Raw genomic sequence first — 17,146 nt, forward strand, 5'->3', positions numbered from 1 at the left:
TAATGTATATTAGCTTCTTACAAAGCCTTTAGCAATGCGCGCGCTTCATCGGCCTGGGCGAACGATTTGTCGTCCGCCAGAAGCTTGTCGAGCTCCTTTCGCGCGCCCGCCTTGTCGCCCGATTTGCTCAGGCCCACTGCAAGGTGGTAGCGCACTTCCGACGACTTCGGCACCAGGGTGCTGGCTTTCTGCAGCAGCGGCAGGCCGCGGCCCGTATTGCCCTGTTCCACCAGCAGCCAGCCCAGCGTGTCCATGATGCCGGCGTTGTTCTCAGCAAGTTTATATGCCTGCTCGGCCGTTGCAAGTGCGCGCGGATCTTTCACTTGCTGATAAGCATACGCCAGGTTGTTCAGCGCGGCAGCATTGTTCGGCGCGCGCTTGACGATGTCTTCCAGGCGTGCGATCGCGGCCTTGTAATCCTTGGCAACCAGATGGTTCTCGGCGACGTACATGCCGACCAGGATGTCGTTCGGGTGGTCCTTCAGGAATTGGGCTGCACGGGCTTGCGCTTCCTTGCCCTTGCCGGTCAGCGTCATGGCCTGCAGGGATTTCATGAGGATTTCCGGCGCCTTGGCGATCGCGAACGCCTTGTCGTAGGCGGGCAATGCCTGCGCCGGCTTCCTTTGCGACATCAGCACGTCGCCTTCGGTGGCGTAGCCGACGGGCGACTTGTCGTCGATCTTCTGGATTTGGCGAGCCATGGCCAGCGCTTCGTCCCCGCGGCCCATGCGCACGGCCAGCTCGACCTGGGCGAGACGGGCGGCGATCAGGTTCGGTTGCAGGTCGATGGCGCGCTTCAGGTCGTCGGCCGCAGCATTATTGTTCTGCATCAGCATGTGCACACCGGCCAGGCGCAGGTGCGGCGCGGCCGATTTCGGGGCCAGGTTGACGAGCTTGCTGTAGGTTTCCAGCGCCCCAGCCGTGTCCTTGTTGGCGATCTGGGCCTGGCCCAGCAGTTCCACCAGTTCGGGATTGGTCGGGTTGGCGGTCTGGACCTTGCGTGCCAGCGTCAGCGCTTTTTGTGCCTGTCCCGTACGCAGATAGTGCCGGCCGAGGTTGAGCGCCGGGCCGACGGCTTCCGGCTTCACATTGCTGGCCTTCTCGAACCAGGACGTCGCTTCTTCGGGATGATTCTGCATCGTCGCCAGTTCGCCCAGGGCGCGCATCGCGTCGACGTTGTTCGGTTCCTTCTGCAGGACTTTTTCGTAGCGCTGCTTGGCGGCGTCGGGTTTCTTCTCGACGAGGTCCAGGCGTGCCAGGTTCTGGACGGCCGGGATGAAGGTCGGTTGCAGGGCCACGGCCTTGTCCAGCGCGGCACGGGCGGCAGGCACGTCGCCCTTGACCATGTTGACGGCGCCGCGCAGGGTCAGCACCTGCGGATTGTCGGGCTGTTGCTTTTCGAGCGCGTCGATGGCGGCCAGCGCCTTGTCGTAATGCTTGAGGCTGATTTCCGTCTGGACCAGCGCCATCGTCGCCTGCGCCGACTTCGGGTCGAGCTCCGTGGCCTTCTGCAGTTCGGACAGGCCGCGTGCCTGGTCGCCCTGGGCCAGCTTGGACAGGCCGAGCGAGGTACGCAGGCCGGCCGCCTTTGGTGCCAGCGTCGTGGCTTTTTCCAGGTAGACGCTGGCTTTGTTGAAGTCGCGCACCTGCATATAGGTTTCGCCGGCCAGCGCGAGTACCTGCGGATCGTCCGCCGCGTTCTTCAGTGCCGGCGCGAGCGTGGCGGCAGCGTCGTTCGGTTGCGCGCTCTTGAGCTGGGCCTGGGCCAGCAGCTTGCGGGCGTACACGTCGTCCGGATTGAATTCCAGGTATTTGCGCAGGTGCTGGTCGGCTTGTTGCAAGGCACCGAGGTTCAGTTCCGATGCGCCCGCCAGCAGCACGCTGGGCATGTGATCGGGCGCGACTTTCAGTACGCGTTGCAGGGCATCCTGGGCAGCCGAATACTTACCTTGCGAGAATTCGTACAATGCGCGGGTATAGGTCACGAGCAGATTGCCGGGCGCATTCTTCTCGGCCGCGTCGATTTCCGCTTTTGCGTCCGCGAACTTGCCGCGGGTGATGTTGACGTAGGCTTTCTCGATGTGCGCCGTGCGATGGTGCGGATTCAGCGCCAGCGCCTGGTCGAAGGCGGCGAGCGCCTCGTCGGACTTGCCCTGCGTGCGCAGCAGCGAGCCGCGCGCCATGAAGACATCCGCATTCTTCGGATCCTTGGCCACGGCCTCGTCGATGTAACGCGCGGCCGCGTCCTTGTCCTGCTTGGCGACGGCGTAGCGCGCCAGGCCGAGCAGGGCGTCGCCGGCATTGGCGTTCAGCGCCAGGGCTTGCTCGAACGCCTGCTTGGCTTCGTCGAGCTTGCCGGTGGCCAGCAGGGCGTCGCCGCGCAGCGTCAGCAACGGCGCCGATTTGGCGGCCACTTCCGGCGTGACTTCGTCGAGGATTTCCTTGAACTTGCCTTGCTGCGACATCGCCCTGGCCAGCTGGGGCAGCACGCGGTCGGCGGCGATCCCATTCGAGCGGGCCTTGCGGAATTCCTTCTCGGCCGAGGGGAAATCGCCCATGTTGAGTTGGAGGTTGCCCAGCTCCATGCGCGCCTCGCCGTTTTCCGGGCTCTTTTCGACCGCATTCTTAAGCTGAATCATTGCCGACTTCAGGTCACCTTTTTGCTGATACTGCCTGGCTTCAGTCAGCAGCTGCTCGGTCGACTGCGTGGAGCGGCCGCAGGCGGACAGCCCGGCGACCATGAACGCGCCGGACAGGATGGCAGCGGTAAGTTTCAGCTTGTTGGGGTGACGCGGCATCTGGCATTCCTCGAGATATGTATCGTAACTGCAATGGTGTGCGGATTCCTCTTCAACAATAATACCTGAAGGAATACTAACAAAGACGCACAAGTTTGCCGTCGTGTTGCAAATCCCCCCACCAAAGTGGTGGAAGTCGGTCACATTTGACGTCATATCTCGACAATATGACGACTATATTACGATCCTGGGCCGTTTTCGCCTTTGCGCAGCCGGCTCAGCAGGGCTTCGACGTTGTCGCCGACGGGCAAGCCATGGCGACGTAACAATTGCACGTGCAATACAAGGTTTTCGAGCACGAGCTTGGCTGACACGGCCAGCAGGGTCATCAAACGGTCTTCGGTACTGAAGTTTTCCATCGAGGCGGCCATCTCGCACAGGTGGCTGGCGACGAGTTCACGCAAGTCGTCCTCGGGAAAGGGCAGGTCCGCGAAGTCGATCGGGTCTTCCTGTTCGACTTCGCGCATGAGGGCGGCGAGTTGTTGCGGCTGGATCGGCATACATGGCTCCGGTGATGGTCCCCGGAGCCATTCTAGGGCAGGACTACATATTGCGGCGATACTGTCCGCCCACCTCGAACAAGGCCGTCGTGATCTGGCCCAATGAGCAGACGCGTACGGCGTCCATCAGGCGGGCAAACACGTTCTCGTTGTCGATGGCGGCCTGTTGCAGCGCGGCCAGCGCGGCCGGTGCCTCGTCCGCATGACGGCGGTGGAAGTCTTCCAGGCGCGCGAGCTGCGACTGCTTTTCGTCGTCCGTGGAGCGGGCCAGTTCGATCGTCGCCGGGGCCTGTGCCGCCTTCGGGTTGCGGAAGGTGTTGACGCCGATGATCGGAAGGCTGCCGTCGTGCTTGCGGTGCTCGTACAGCATCGACTCTTCCTGGATCTTGCCGCGCTGGTAGCCCGTCTCCATCGCCCCGAGCACGCCACCGCGCTCGGCAATGCGCTCGAATTCCTGCAGCACGGCTTCCTCGACGAGGTCCGTCAATTCCTCGAGGATGAACGAGCCCTGGTTCGGGTTCTCGTTCCTGGCCAGGCCCCATTCGCGGTTGATGATCAGCTGGATCGCGAGCGCGCGGCGGACGGATTCGTCGGTCGGCGTCGTGATCGCCTCGTCGTACGCGTTCGTGTGCAGCGAGTTGCAGTTGTCGTAGATCGCGATCAGCGCCTGCAAGGTCGTCCGGATGTCGTTGAAGTCGATCTCCTGCGCGTGCAGCGAGCGGCCCGACGTCTGGATGTGGTACTTCAGCTTTTGCGAGCGGTCGTTCGCGCCGTACTTGTCGCGCATCGCGACGGCCCAGATGCGGCGTGCCACGCGGCCCAGCACCGTGTATTCCGGGTCCATGCCGTTCGAAAAGAAGAACGACAGGTTCGGCGCGAAGTCGTCGATGTGCATGCCGCGCGCGAGGTAGGCTTCGACGAAGGTAAACCCGTTCGACAGGGTGAAGGCCAGCTGCGAGATCGGGTTCGCGCCCGCTTCCGCGATGTGGTAGCCCGAGATCGACACCGAGTAGAAATTGCGCACCTGGTTCTGGACGAAGTATTCCTGGATGTCGCCCATGACCTTCAGCGAGAATTCCGTCGAGAAGATGCAGGTGTTCTGGCCCTGGTCTTCCTTCAGGATGTCCGCCTGGACGGTGCCGCGCACATTGGCCAGCACCCAGGCACGGATCTTCGCGGTTTCGTCGGCGTTCGGCTTGCGACCGTTGTCGCGCTCGAACCTGTCGAGCTGCTGGTCGATCGCGGTGTTCATGAACATCGCGAGGATGGTCGGCGCCGGGCCGTTGATCGTCATCGACACGGACGTAGCAGGGCTGCACAGGTCGAAGCCGTCGTACAGCACCTTCATGTCGTCGAGCGTCGCGATCGACACGCCGGAGTTGCCGACCTTGCCGTAGATGTCCGGCCGCAGCGCCGGGTCGGCGCCGTACAGGGTGACGGAGTCGAACGCCGTCGACAGGCGTTTCGCGTCCATGCCCTGCGAGACCAGTTTGAAGCGCCGGTTCGTGCGGAACGCGTCGCCTTCGCCGGCGAACATGCGCGTCGGATCCTCGCCCTCGCGTTTGAAGGGGAACACGCCGGCCGTGTACGGGAACGCGCCCGGCACGTTTTCCAGCATCAGGAAGCGCAGGATCTCGCCGTGGTCTTCGAAGCGGGGCAGGGCGACCTTGCGCACCTTGTTGCCGGACAGCGTCGTGTAGGTGAGGTTCGTGCGGATTTCCCTGTCGCGGATTTTCACGACGTGCTCGTCGCCCGCATAAGTCTCTTGCAGCTGCGGCCAGGACGCGAGCAGCTTCTTCGCCTCGCCTTCCATCGCGTTGTCGCGTTCCGTGATCAGGTCGTCGAGGACCACCTCACGGTTGGCGGCGGCCAGCATGCGTTTCGTCTCCGTCAGCTGCTGGCGCTCGCGCGCGAGCTTGACCTGCTTGCCGACGTTGCGGTGGTAGCCGCGCACGGTGTCCGCGATCTCGGCCAGGTAGCGCGCGCGCGCGGGCGGCACGATCACGTTCTTGCCGCTCGAGTATCTGGTCGCGGGTTTCGGCAGCTTCGGCGTTTCCGTCTCGAGGCCGAATTCGGCCAGCGCCGGCAACAGGCCGAGGTACAGCGCGGTGACACCGTCATCGTTGAAGCGCGACGCCTGCGTGCCGTAGACGGGCATCTCGTCCGGCGACTTGCTCCACAATTCCTTGTTGCGCTGGACCTGCTTGGCCACGTCGCGCAGCGCGTCCTGGGCGCCCTTGCGGTCGAACTTGTTGATGGCGATGAAGTCGGCGAAGTCCAGCATGTCGATCTTCTCGAGCTGCGACGCGGCGCCGAATTCCGGCGTCATCACGTACATCGACACGTCCACGTGCGGCACGATGGCGGCGTCGCCCTGGCCGATGCCCGACGTCTCGACGATGACGAGATCGAAGCCCGCCGTCTTGCACGCGGCGATCACGTCGGGCAGCGCCTGCGAGATCTCCGAACCCGCTTCGCGCGTAGCCAGCGAGCGCATGAATACGCGCGCCTGCCCGTTCCACGGGTTGATCGCATTCATGCGGATGCGGTCGCCGAGCAAGGCGCCGCCGGATTTGCGGCGCGACGGGTCGATGGAAATCACGGCAATGTTCAGGCGGTCGCCCTGGTCGAGGCGGATGCGGCGGATGAGTTCATCCGTCAGCGACGATTTGCCGGCGCCGCCCGTGCCGGTGATGCCCAGCACGGGGACCTTCAGGCCTTCGGCCGTGTCCATGATGCGCTTGCGCAGGGAGGCAGCAGCCTTGCCGTTTTCCAGTGCCGTGATCAGTTGCGCGAGCGGGCGGTGGCGCTGCTCGATCGGACCCGTCTGCAGCGGCTCGAGCGTGGCCGGCGCATAGGTCGACAGGTCGACGTCGCACGCTTCCAGCATCGAGCGGATCATGCCGACGAGGCCCATGCGCTGGCCGTCTTCCGGCGAGAAGATGCGCGTGACGCCATAGGCATGCAGTTCTTCGATCTCGTGCGGGACGATGACGCCGCCGCCGCCGCCGAACACCTTGATGTGGGCGCCGCCGCGCTGGCGCAGCAGGTCGATCATGTATTTAAAATATTCGACGTGGCCGCCCTGGTAGCTGGAGATGGCGATGCCTTGCACGTCCTCGGCCAGCGCGGCCGTGACGACTTCGTCGACCGAGCGGTTATGGCCCAGGTGCACGACTTCGGCGCCGTTCGTCTGCAGGATGCGGCGCATGATGTTGATCGAGGCGTCGTGGCCGTCGAACAGCGAGGCGGCGGTGACGAAGCGGACTTTGTTGGACAGTTTGGCGTGCTCCGGCAGGTCGAGCTTGGCGGCAGGCGTGATGTCGTTCATGGTGTTCCTTGGAAAACGGAAGCGAACTGGGGGTTCTTTGTACGGTATATGACGTTAACGTAAACGTCAAGAATGGTTGTCGGCATCATGCGGCACGCTTCTTGATGTTGCCAGAGAGGAGCGCCTGCTTGCGCACGCGATACTCGGCCACGGCCTGTTCCTTGACGTGGCCGAAACCGCGGATCTGCTCCGGCAGTGCCGCCAGCTCGACGGCGACGCCGTGGTTCGCGGCATCCAGCGACGCCAGCTGCGCCTCGATCATGTCACGGTATTCGGTGACGAGGGCGCGCTCCATCTTGCGCTCGGCCGTGTAGCCGAACACGTCGAACGCCGTGCCGCGCAGCCCTTTCAGCTTCGCGAGCAGCTTGAACGCACCCCACATCCACGACCCGAATTCGGCTTTCACGAGGTGGCCCTTGGCATCCTTCTTCGCGAACAGCGGCGGGGCCAGGTTGAATTTCACGCTGAACTTGCCGTCGAACTGGCTTTGCAGCTGTTCCACGAAACGGCCGTCCGTGTACAGGCGCGCCACTTCGTACTCGTCCTTGTAGGCCATCAGCTTGGCATACGATTTCGCCACGGCCATCGAGAGCTTGTTGCCCAGCTTGAGCGCCGACTCGCGTTCGCGCACGCGCGCGACCAGCGTTTCGTACTGCGCCGCATAGGCCGCGTCCTGGTAAGCGGTCAGGAATTCGACGCGTTTCCTGATCACGCTGTCGAGGCTCTGCGGCATTTGCAGCAACACCGGCTGCGCCGGGATCGCAGTGCGTTCGACGCGTTGCAGGTCGACGGCGGCGCGGCGGCCCCACAGGAAGCTGCGCTGGTTCGATGCGATGGCGACGCCATTCAGTTCGATGGCACGCAGCAGCGATGCTTCCGACAGCGGCACGAGGCCCTTCTGCCACGCATAGCCCAGCATGAACAGGTTGGCGGCGATCGAATCGCCCATCAGCGCCGTCGCCAGCTTCGTCGCGTCGAGGAAGTCGGCGCCGGCCTCGCCGCCGACCGCTTCCACGATCAGCGCACGGACCTGGTCGGCCGGGAATTCCCAATCTCTCTGCTGGGCGAAGGTGCCGGTCGGCTGCTCGTGCAGGTTGACGACGACCATCGTGCGGCCCGGGCGCATCTTCGAGATGGCGTCGGCCGCGCCGGCCGTCAGCATGTCGCAACCCAGCACGAGGTCGGCCTCGCCGGTTGCGATGCGCTGGGCGCGCAGGCGTTCCGGCGTCTCGGCGATCTTCACGTGCGACGTGACGGAGCCGTTCTTCTGGCTCATGCCCGTCATGTCCAGGACGGACGCACCCTTGCCTTCGAGGTGGGCCGCCATGCCCATCAGCGCGCCGACGGTGATGACGCCGGTGCCGCCGATGCCGTTGATCAGGATGTTGTAGGGCGCCGCGATCGAGGGGAGGGCGGGCGTCGGCAGCGGACCCCAGCCATCATCGCCATCCTTCCTGCTGACGCCGGCCTTGTTCTTCTTCAGCGTGCCCCCTTCGACGGTGGCGAAGCTCGGGCAGAAGCCCTTGGCGCACGAATAATCCTTGTTGCACGCCGACTGGTCGATGGCGCGCTTGCGGCCGAATTCCGTTTCCTTCGGCAGGATCGAGACGCAGTTCGACTGCACGCCGCAATCGCCGCATCCTTCGCACACGGCCTCGTTGATCACCATGCGTTTCGCCACGTCCGGGAACTCGCCCTTTTTTCGGCGCCGCCGTTTCTCGGCCGCGCAGGTCTGGTCGTAGATCAGGACCGTCACCCCGGGGATCTCGCGCAGCTCGCGCTGCACGTCGTCCATCTTGCTGCGGTCGTACAGCGTCACTTCCGCCGGCAGCGCGGAACGGTCTTCGTAACGCGACAGGTCTTCCGTGACGAGCGCGATGCGCTTGACGCCTTCGGCCGCCATCTGGCGCGCGATCAACGGCACGGACGTGGTGCCGTCGACCGGCTGGCCGCCCGTCATCGCGACTGCGTCGTTGTACAGGATTTTATAGGTGATGTTGACCTTGGCCGCGATGGCGGCGCGCACGGCGAGATAGCCCGAGTGGAAATAGGTGCCGTCGCCCAGGTTCTGGAACACGTGCGGCACCGTGGAGAACGCGGCCTGGCCGATCCACGGCGCGCCTTCGCCGCCCATGTGCGTCGTGAGCTTGTTCATCTCCGGGTAGATCGACGTGGCCATCACGTGGCAGCCGATGCCGGCCAGCGCGAACGACCCTGCCGGCACCTTCGTCGACGTGTTGTGCGGGCAGCCGGAGCAGTAGAAAGCGGGGCGGAACGGCGTCGTCACGGCCTTTTTCAAGACAGCGTCCTTCGCTTCGAGGAAAGCGAGGCGGGCCTTGATCAAATCGCGCGTGCGGTCGTCGAGGGCAAGGCGGGTGATGCGACCGGCGATCACGCGCGCCACCTGCGCGACGGAGAAATCGGCCTTCGGCGGCAGCAGCCATTCGCCGCGCGGCGCGACCCATTCTCCCTTTTCGTCGAACTTGCCGATCACGCGCGGACGCACGTCGTCGCGCCAGTTATAGAGCTGTTCCTTGAGCTGGTATTCGACGACCTGGCGCTTCTCTTCGACGACGAGGATCTCGTCCAGGCCTTGCGCGAATTCGCGCACGCCTTCCGGCTCCAGCGGCCAGATCATCGCCACCTTGAACAGGCGCAGGCCGACTTGTGCCGCCATCGCTTCGTCGATGCCCAGTTCTTCCAGCGCTTCCAGTACGTCCACGTACGATTTACCCGACGCGATGATGCCGAGCTTCGCATCCGGGCTGTCGATCGTCGTGCGATTCAGCTTGTTTTCACGCGCATAGGCGAGCGCCGCATAGATCTTGTAGTCCTGCATCAGGGCTTCCTGATTGCGCGCCTGCTGGCCCAGCGGGATGGACGAGAGCTTCGTATTCAGGCCGCCTTCCGGCATCGCGAAGTCCTGCGGGATTTTCACGTCGACGCGGAACGGATCGGCGTCGACCGAGGCGCTGGATTCCACCGTGTCGGCCAGCGCCTTGAACGCGACGGCCAGGCCGGAAAAGCGCGACATCGCCCAGCCGTGCACGCCCAGGTCCAGGTATTCCTGCACGTTGGACGGATACAGCACGGGGATCATGCAGGCGGCGAAAATATGGTCGGACTGGTGCGGCAGGGTCGACGAATAGGCGCCGTGGTCGTCGCCCGCGACGAGCAGCACGCCGCCGTTCTTCGCCGTGCCGGCATGGTTCATGTGCTTGAAGACGTCGCCGCAGCGGTCCACGCCCGGACCTTTCGCGTACCACATCGCGAACACGCCGTCGTACTTCGCCGGGCCGATCAGGTCCACGGTCTGCGTGCCCCAGACGGCTGTCGCGGCCAGGTCCTCGTTCACGCCCGGCACGAACTGGATGGATTTCGCTTCCAGGTGACCCTTGGCCTTCCACAGGTTCTCGTCCAGGCCGCCCAGCGGCGAGCCGCGGTAGCCGGAGACGAAGCCCGCGGTGTTCAGACCGGCCTGCTCGTCGCGCAGTTTCTGGATCATCGGCAGGCGCACGAGGGCCTGGATGCCGGACAGGAAGATCTTGCCGGAGGTGGCGGTGTACTTGTCGTCGAGGCTAACGTCTTTGAGGGGGGCGGGAACGGCGGGCGCGGCGGGGATGGACGCGGATGCGCCCTGGCCCAGGACGGTGTCAGGCATGGTGTCTCCAAACTTTGTGTTTTCAGATGGACCCGTGCCGGAGGCGCGCCGGGTAGGCGCTGGCCGGAATGGGTCCGGGTGCCGCTTTGGCGGCTGTTACACCAAGTGTAGAGACAAGTTGACGTATACGGAAATACGGAATGGGGATGGAGCCATAAGAAAAAATGATGGCTCGGGACTACACTTTCCGTGCGCCGATCCAGCGGCCCTCGGCGCACAGATCGTGCGCCACCTGGACCACGAGGCGGCTGACGGCCGCCGCCGCATTCGTGAGCGGGATATTGCGCGAGGTGCACAGGACGACGGTGCGCGCGATGGCGGGATCGCGGATGGCCAGCGCGCGCATGGCCCCGCGTTCGACCTCCGTCAGCACCGGCGCGACGGGCAGGATGGTGGCGCCCATGCCGGCGAGGATGGCCGATTTCAGGATCGCGATCGAGTTGATTTCGATGACGCCATGTGTGGCCAGGCCCGCGGCGCGCGCCGTGCTTTCGATGCGCGGCCGCACGCCATGCTGCAGGCCCGGCAGGATCAGGGTGGCGTCCAACGCATCGCGCAGGGTCAGGCTGTCATGGCCGGCCGCGGCGGCCGCGTCGGCGCGGCAGATGAAGCGCAGTTCTTCCTCGACGAGCGGAATGGCGGTGAAGCTGCCGAGCTGGCCATCGTCGAACAGCACGGCCAGGTTGATGCGGCCGGCACGCAACTGCTCGGCGAGGCTGCCGGTGATTTCCTCGGTCAGCTGCAGCGTGATTTCCGGGTAGCGCTGGCGGATGGCCGTCAACAGCGGCAGTGCGAGGGCGTCCGAAATACTGTGCGGCAGGCCGAGCGTGACGCTGCCCGATGGCCGTTCGGCCGATTGCACGACGGCGGCCTGCGCATCCGCCACCTGCTTGAGGATGGCTTGTGCATGTTCGTAGAACACTTTGCCGGCGTCGGTGTTGAGTACGCCTTGTGCCGAACGGTGCAGCAGTTGCACGCCCAGTTCCTCCTCCAGCTGGCGCAATTGCTGGGTCAGTGCCGGCTGCGCCACGTGCAGGACCAGTGCGGCCCGCGACAGCGACCCATGGTCCACGATGGCAACGAAATAGCGCAGCTGACGGAGTTCCATCTTGTAAATATCTGTCTCTTTATGGCTACAAAACGCAACCAAAAGTTCATTATTAAAAAGTTTCTTTTCATCAAGTTGTTATACTTGAACGACGTCGGTCGCGGCGAGATTAACACACACCTTCTGGAAGCCCATGCTCAAGAAAGTCGCTTCTTCCCGGTTGCGCGTAGGGATGTTCATCCATGACCTCGATTGCGGCTGGATGGAGCATCCTTTCGTGCGCAACCGCTTCCTCCTCACCTCCGAGGATGAGGTCCGCAAGATCGTGACGTCCGGCATCCGCTCCGTGACGATCGACTGCACGCGCGGCCTGGACGTGGCCGACGCGCCGACGGTGGCGGAAGCGGAAGCCGCAACGGAGGCCGAGGTTGCCGCGATCGCCGCCAAACCGGTGGCGCCGCTGCGCACCACGCTGGCCGAGGAATTCGACCGTGCCCTGGCGATCCGGCGCCAGGCCGCCGGCCTCGTCAAGACCGTGATGCAGGATGCGCGCCTGGGCAAGGCGGTGGAAATGGACAAGGTGTCACCGATGGTCGAGAGCATCACCGCCTCGATCCTGCGCAATTCATCCGCGTTGCTGGGGCTGTCCGCCATCAAGACCAAGGACGATTACACATTCCTGCACTCGGTCAGCGTCTGCACCCTGTTGGTCGCCTTCTGTCGTTCGCGCAAGCTGGATGCCGCGACCACGTACCAGGCCGGTATCGGCGGCCTGCTGCACGATACGGGCAAGGCCCTGGTGCCGGACGCCATCCTGAACAAGCCGGGCCGCCTGACCGACGAGGAATTCGAGATCGTGCGCCGCCACCCCAGGGACGGCTACGACATCCTGCGCCGTTCGTCCGAGATCGGTCCGATCCCTCTCGACATCACCTTGCACCACCACGAGCGGCGCGACGGCACGGGTTATCCGGACCGCCAGGGCGAACAGGAGATCAGCGAGCTCGCGCAGATGGCCGCGATCGTCGACGTCTACGATGCCATCACGGCCGACCGCTGCTACCACAAGGGCATCCCGGCGGCGGAGGCGCTGCGCAAGATGTACGAGTGGAGCAAATTCCACTTCAATCCCGCGCTGACGCAGGAATTCATGCGTTGCGTCGGCATTTATCCGGTCGGGACGCTCGTCCTGCTGGAATCTGGCCGGCTGGCCGTGGTCGTCGAGCCGCACGAAACGAGTCTGCTCACGCCCAAGGTCAACGTGTTCTACAGCACGAAGAGCCAGACTTATATCAAGCCGGAGACGGTGGACCTGGCGCGTGGCGTGGGCTTCGGCGGCGCCGACAAGATCGTGCGCCACGAATCGCCCGACAAATGGCAGGTCGACCCGCTGCGTTTCCTGCAGGTGGCCTGAGCCTCAAAAGAATTCGGCGGTGTCGTTGGAGGCGACGGTCTGCAGCAGGCCGTGCGCGACGAGGTCGTCGTAATGGCAGGCGCGGTTGCGCCCATTGCTTTTCGCGTAGTACAGCGCCTGGTCGGCGTGGCCCAGCGTGACCACAGGCGAATCGTATGCGCTGATGCTGACGAAGCCGACGCTGACCGTCACCCGTCCCACCTGCGGGAAGACATGGCTCTCGACGTTGATGCGGAAGCGCTCGATGATCTTCCAGGCATTGTCGAGCGTGGTCGAGCGCAGCAGCACGACGAACTCTTCGCCGCCGAAGCGGAACACGCGGTCCTGGGCGCGGAACGACGATTGCAGCAGGTTTGCGATCAGGATCAGCACTTCGTCGCCGTACAGGTGGCCGAACTTGTCGTTGACGGCCTTGAAATGGTCGACGTCGACGACGGCCAGCCATTGCTTTTCCTGGGCATGGTGCTGGCGCCGCTCCGGCTGGCCCGGCAGGCGCGGATCCCGTTCGTGGGCATTCTGCAGCATGCGCGCCAGCTGGTCGTCGAACGTTTTGCGGTTGAGCAGGCCGGTCAGCGAATCACGCTCGCTGTAGTCGAGGAGGTTCTGGAAATTCCGGTAAACGCCGACGATGCCGCCGATCACGTACACGGTCTCGCGCGAAAACGCCTTGTCGTCGCGGATTTCCAGGCACGTCGTGGCCTTGTCGCCGAACCAGATCGGCAGCCACAGCACGCGCATGCCGTCGGCCGTGATCGCTTCCGCGCTCGCTTGATGCTCGGCCAGGCAGCGTTTAAGTTCGGGGAGGGCGGCCACCGGTTCGCCCAGCACGCCGTCCTGCGATTCTTCCAGGCGCGCCGCACCGCCCTGCACGATGGTCGCGCGCGCACGTAGGTATTGCTGTCCCGACACGGACGTGATGGCCAATATGCGCGTTTGTGCCGCACCGGCAAGCTCCTGCACTGCCGAGATCACGGAAATATCGAGCATCGCGTGATCGCGGTGGCCGGTCATGTCCACCATGTGTTTCAGAAGCGAATCCATGTCGTTCTCAGCAATGTAATCAACCGACCTGCAGGCTGGGCACAGCCGCCGTCGCGTTCGCAGGTATCAGGCGTTTCACAAAGGGCAAGCGAAACAGGATATAGCGTTTTTGCATTCTAGGCAATTATGCAAATGCAATTTTTTTAGCCTGAGTGAATTTTCTCAAAGCCAAACTACAACGTGTTCCCCTGGCTAGGCGGATTTTGATTCTGATGAACAAAAAATAGTTCCGCGCAGCAAAGTTGTTGGTGGTCAACTTGCCGTACGGCATCAAAACTTATAGTGAACTCACTGGCACGGAACGTAGCAAGTCAGCTGGAAGTGGTGACTTGACCAGCGTCGCCGGCCAGTAGCAGTTCTTATTAACCCACCATATGGGAGTTTGTCATGAGCAACTTCATCTCCGCAGTCAAAACCTTCGCTGCTGACGAGAACGGTGTAACGGCCATCGAGTATGGCTTGATCGCCGCCCTGATCGGCGTGGCGATGGCCGCTGCGGCAACAACCGTCGGTGAGAAAGTGGAAGGGGTATTCACCTACGTCGCAGGCAAGCTGGTTACCCCGTAATCGTCATGCCGTGGTAGCCCTCCGGGTCCCCGAGCCCGGGGGGCTTTTTTTTGGGAGCCGTCATGCAAATCGACCAATACCGCGATGCGCTGCTGCTGCTCATGGTCAGTATTGCCGCCGTCAACGACCTGGCCACGCGGCGTATCCCGAACCGTCTTCTGTCCGCCGGCATGACCGGTGCGCTGTTCCTCCACCTGCTGTCCCCCGAACCGGGCGCGGCCCTGCTGTCCGCCGTCGGCGGCATGCTGCTGGGCCTGGCCATCTTCCTGCCGTTCTACCTGGTGCGGGGAATGGCGGCCGGCGACGTCAAGATGATGGCCGTGATCGGCTTCTTCACCGGTCCGGCCGAAGCATTCCAGATCGCCGTTTTCACATGGTGTGCCGGGGGGGTGATGGCGCTCTTGCTGATACTGCTGCGCAGTCGCCTGCGACTGGCCCTTGTCAACATCGGCCACCTGCTGTCCGGACTCATCGTACCGGGCTCGAAATTAGCCGACATGACGCTCCCGCAAAGTGCCGGTTCGATGCCCTACGGGCTGGCCATCGCGGCCGGTACGATCGTCGTTCTGGTCACTCAATATGGATGAGCCCGCTCTTGGCAAAGCTCAAGGGTGGCCAAAAGACCGGTCGTTAGAATCATTCTGACCTGTTTCGGAAAACAAGCAAGGCAAGGGGGTTCCGATGTTTGAAACGCTATCGACAGACAATACCGCGGCGGGATTCCGTGCCGCGCACCCTGCGCCTGCGGGCGGTCCGGAGATCGCGCCAGTCCTGCCGCGCCAGGCAAAGACCGTGCGTGATACCGGACTCGAACCGCGCTTCGTGACGGACCTGGTGCTCAAGGCAATCCAGGCCGGCGGCAAGACCCCGTTGACCCATCTGGCCGGCAAGCTGCGGCTGTCGATCAGCGTGCTGCGCGAGGTCCTCAATCCACTGATCGCGGAACAGCAGGTGGAAGTGGCCTGGTGCGGCGAGTCGGACATCGACATGCAATACCAGCTGACCGCATATGGCCAGCGCGGCGCCGCCGACGCCATGGCGCGCTGCGGCTATGTCGGCCCGGCGCCTGTCACGCTCGCGTCGTATCGCGCCGTGGTCGAACGCCAGGCGTTGCGCCATGCGGATGCGGAGCGCATCACACCCGCGCAACTGGCGGGTGCGCTGGGCGACGAGGGCCTGTCGCAGACCGCGCGCGACGTGCTGGGTGCGGCGCTGTACGCGCGCCGTTCGCTGCTGCTGTACGGACCGTCCGGTGGCGGCAAGACGACGCTGGCGCGCAAGCTCGGGCGCCTTCTGCCGGGCCCCATCGCGGTGCCGTATGCGCTGATGGCCGGACGCCAGGTGATCCGCCTGTACGATCCCGCCGTCCACGTGGCGCCGCCGCCGGTCGCGCGCCAGCAGGAAGAACGGCGCAGTTGCGATGCGCGCTGGACCGTGTGCCAGCGTCCGCTCGTCCACGTCGGCGCCGAACTGGGGCGCGACATGCTCGACCTGCGCTATGACGCGGAGCAGGGCGTGTACCACGCGCCGCCGCACCTTCAGGCGAACAACGGGATGCTGGTACTCGACGACGTGGGCCGCCAGCGCATCGCCGCGGCCGAGCTGCTGAACCGCTTCATCGGTCCGCTGGATGCGGGGACCGACCAATTGTCGCTGCAGGGCGGCCAGGCGGAACTGGTGCCGTTCGATGCCGCCGTGGTGTTCGCAACCAACCTGGCCCCGACCAGCGTTTTCGATGACGCCGCGCTGCGCCGTATCGGCTACAAGGCCGACATCGGCGCCTGGTCGGCGAATGCCTACCGCGCCCTGTTGTGCCGCCAGTGCCGGCTGCGCCGCATCGATGTCGAAGACACCGCGGTCGACCACCTGATCGAGCGGCTGCACCCGCAATCCGGGCGCGCGCTGCTGGCCTGCTACCCGGGCGAACTGCTCGACCGGGTCGCCGATTTCGCCGGCTTTGCCGGGACCGAAGCGCGCCTCACGATCGCGGCGGTCGAGCAAGCCTGGCGCAGCATGTTCATCGCTTGCCCGACGGAGAATCAAAAATGAAGAACAAGCGTGCCATCCTCGTCATGACCGTCGCGATCCTGTTCGGATTCGCGGCCGTCGTGTTCGCATCGCGCTGGCTGCTGAAGCAGCCGGGCAGTGGCAGCGGCCGCATCGTCGTGGCCGCCGCCGACATCAGTCTCGGCCAGCGCCTGACGCCCGAGATGTTCAAGCTGGCCGACTGGCCCGCCAACAGCGTGCCAAAAGGTGCTTTCACGGATCCGCAGAAACTCGGCGGCCGCGTTCTCAAGACGAACCTGCTGATGGGCGAGCCGGTCAGCGAGACCAAGCTGGCGCCGGCCGGCACGCTCGGCGGCTTGTCGGCACTGATCACGGAAGGCAAGCGTGCGATCACGGTGCGCGTGAACGACGTGATCGGCGTGGCCGGCTTCGCGCTGCCGGGCAACTACGTCGACATCATCGTCAGCACCCAGAAGGACGTGCCGCCCGGGACCGATGCCCGCCAGCAGAACATCTCGAAGATCGTACTGGAGCGGATCCTCGTGCTGGCGGTCGCCCAGGAAGTCAACCGCGACGAGACCAAGCCGAAGGTCGTCAACGCGGTCACGCTGGAAGTGACGCCGGAGCAGGCGGAGAAGCTCGACCTGGCACGCAGCGTGGGCACGCTGTCGCTGGCCCTGCGTAACCAGGTCGATCCGCAGGCGGCCAGTACCGAAGGCGCGACCAAGCTCACCCTGCTGCCGGAGGCGCCGCCGCCCGCGCCGCGCAAGCCCGCGCCC

At 64.3% G+C, this 17,146-nt stretch carries 11 protein-coding genes; 5 read left to right on the forward strand and 6 right to left on the reverse strand.

Annotation, left to right across the window (positions count from 1 at the left end):
- Positions 1 to 17: 17 nt before the first annotated feature.
- The 5 genes from prsT to ACEN88_RS02990 all read right to left on the reverse strand — a co-directional run bounded on the left by prsT (position 18) and on the right by ACEN88_RS02990 (position 11,398).
- Positions 18 to 2,798 carry an XrtA/PEP-CTERM system TPR-repeat protein PrsT gene (gene prsT / locus ACEN88_RS02970; protein WP_413337326.1) on the reverse strand — a complete coding sequence of 927 codons (2,781 nt, stop codon included), beginning with the start codon at positions 2,796 to 2,798 and terminating at the stop codon, positions 18 to 20.
- Positions 2,799 to 2,977: 179 nt separating this feature from the next.
- The gene (locus ACEN88_RS02975) at positions 2,978 to 3,298 is read right to left on the reverse strand and encodes a hypothetical protein (RefSeq protein WP_413337327.1); all 321 of its coding nucleotides are present in this window, start codon (positions 3,296 to 3,298) and stop codon (positions 2,978 to 2,980) included.
- 43 nt (positions 3,299 to 3,341) lie between these two features.
- Positions 3,342 to 6,629, reverse strand: coding sequence for a fused isobutyryl-CoA mutase/GTPase IcmF (gene icmF / locus ACEN88_RS02980; protein WP_413337328.1), 3,288 nt, complete (start codon positions 6,627 to 6,629; stop codon positions 3,342 to 3,344).
- Between the two features lie 85 nt (positions 6,630 to 6,714).
- On the reverse strand, positions 6,715 to 10,290 hold the full coding sequence (locus ACEN88_RS02985; RefSeq protein WP_413337329.1) for an indolepyruvate ferredoxin oxidoreductase family protein: 3,576 nt from the start codon (positions 10,288 to 10,290) through the stop codon (positions 6,715 to 6,717).
- A gap of 178 nt (positions 10,291 to 10,468) precedes the next feature.
- A complete protein-coding gene (locus ACEN88_RS02990) occupies positions 10,469 to 11,398 on the reverse strand; it encodes a LysR substrate-binding domain-containing protein (protein ID WP_413337330.1) in 930 nt (309 codons plus the stop codon).
- 133 nt (positions 11,399 to 11,531) lie between these two features.
- Here ACEN88_RS02990 and ACEN88_RS02995 point away from each other — a divergent pair, with 133 nt between their 5' ends.
- Entirely contained in the window at positions 11,532 to 12,752 is a 1,221-nt protein-coding gene (locus tag ACEN88_RS02995) for an HD-GYP domain-containing protein (RefSeq protein ID WP_413337331.1), read from the forward strand.
- 3 nt (positions 12,753 to 12,755) lie between these two features.
- On the opposite strand, the gene ACEN88_RS03000 is transcribed toward ACEN88_RS02995, so the two are convergent.
- On the reverse strand, positions 12,756 to 13,793 hold the full coding sequence (locus ACEN88_RS03000) for a GGDEF domain-containing protein (protein WP_413337332.1): 1,038 nt from the start codon (positions 13,791 to 13,793) through the stop codon (positions 12,756 to 12,758).
- A 387-nt stretch (positions 13,794 to 14,180) separates the two neighbouring features.
- Here ACEN88_RS03000 and ACEN88_RS03005 point away from each other — a divergent pair, with 387 nt between their 5' ends.
- The 4 genes from ACEN88_RS03005 to cpaB form a co-directional block, all read left to right on the forward strand.
- A complete protein-coding gene (locus ACEN88_RS03005) occupies positions 14,181 to 14,360 on the forward strand; it encodes a Flp family type IVb pilin (protein ID WP_056134270.1) in 180 nt (59 codons plus the stop codon).
- 62 nt (positions 14,361 to 14,422) lie between these two features.
- Positions 14,423 to 14,947: a prepilin peptidase gene (locus ACEN88_RS03010; RefSeq protein WP_413337333.1), complete on the forward strand. Its 525-nt coding sequence runs from the start codon at positions 14,423 to 14,425 to the stop codon at positions 14,945 to 14,947.
- A 205-nt stretch (positions 14,948 to 15,152) separates the two neighbouring features.
- Positions 15,153 to 16,409 carry an ATP-binding protein gene (locus ACEN88_RS03015; RefSeq protein WP_413337334.1) on the forward strand — a complete coding sequence of 419 codons (1,257 nt, stop codon included), beginning with the start codon at positions 15,153 to 15,155 and terminating at the stop codon, positions 16,407 to 16,409.
- The coding region (gene cpaB / locus ACEN88_RS03020) for a Flp pilus assembly protein CpaB (RefSeq protein ID WP_413337335.1) at positions 16,406 to 17,146 on the forward strand (741 nt) is incomplete at its 3' end. The genes ACEN88_RS03015 and cpaB, both read left to right, overlap by 4 nt.

The organism is Massilia sp. CT11-108 (assembly GCF_047302915.1).
Lineage (GTDB): Bacteria > Pseudomonadota > Gammaproteobacteria > Burkholderiales > Burkholderiaceae_D > Telluria > Telluria orientalis.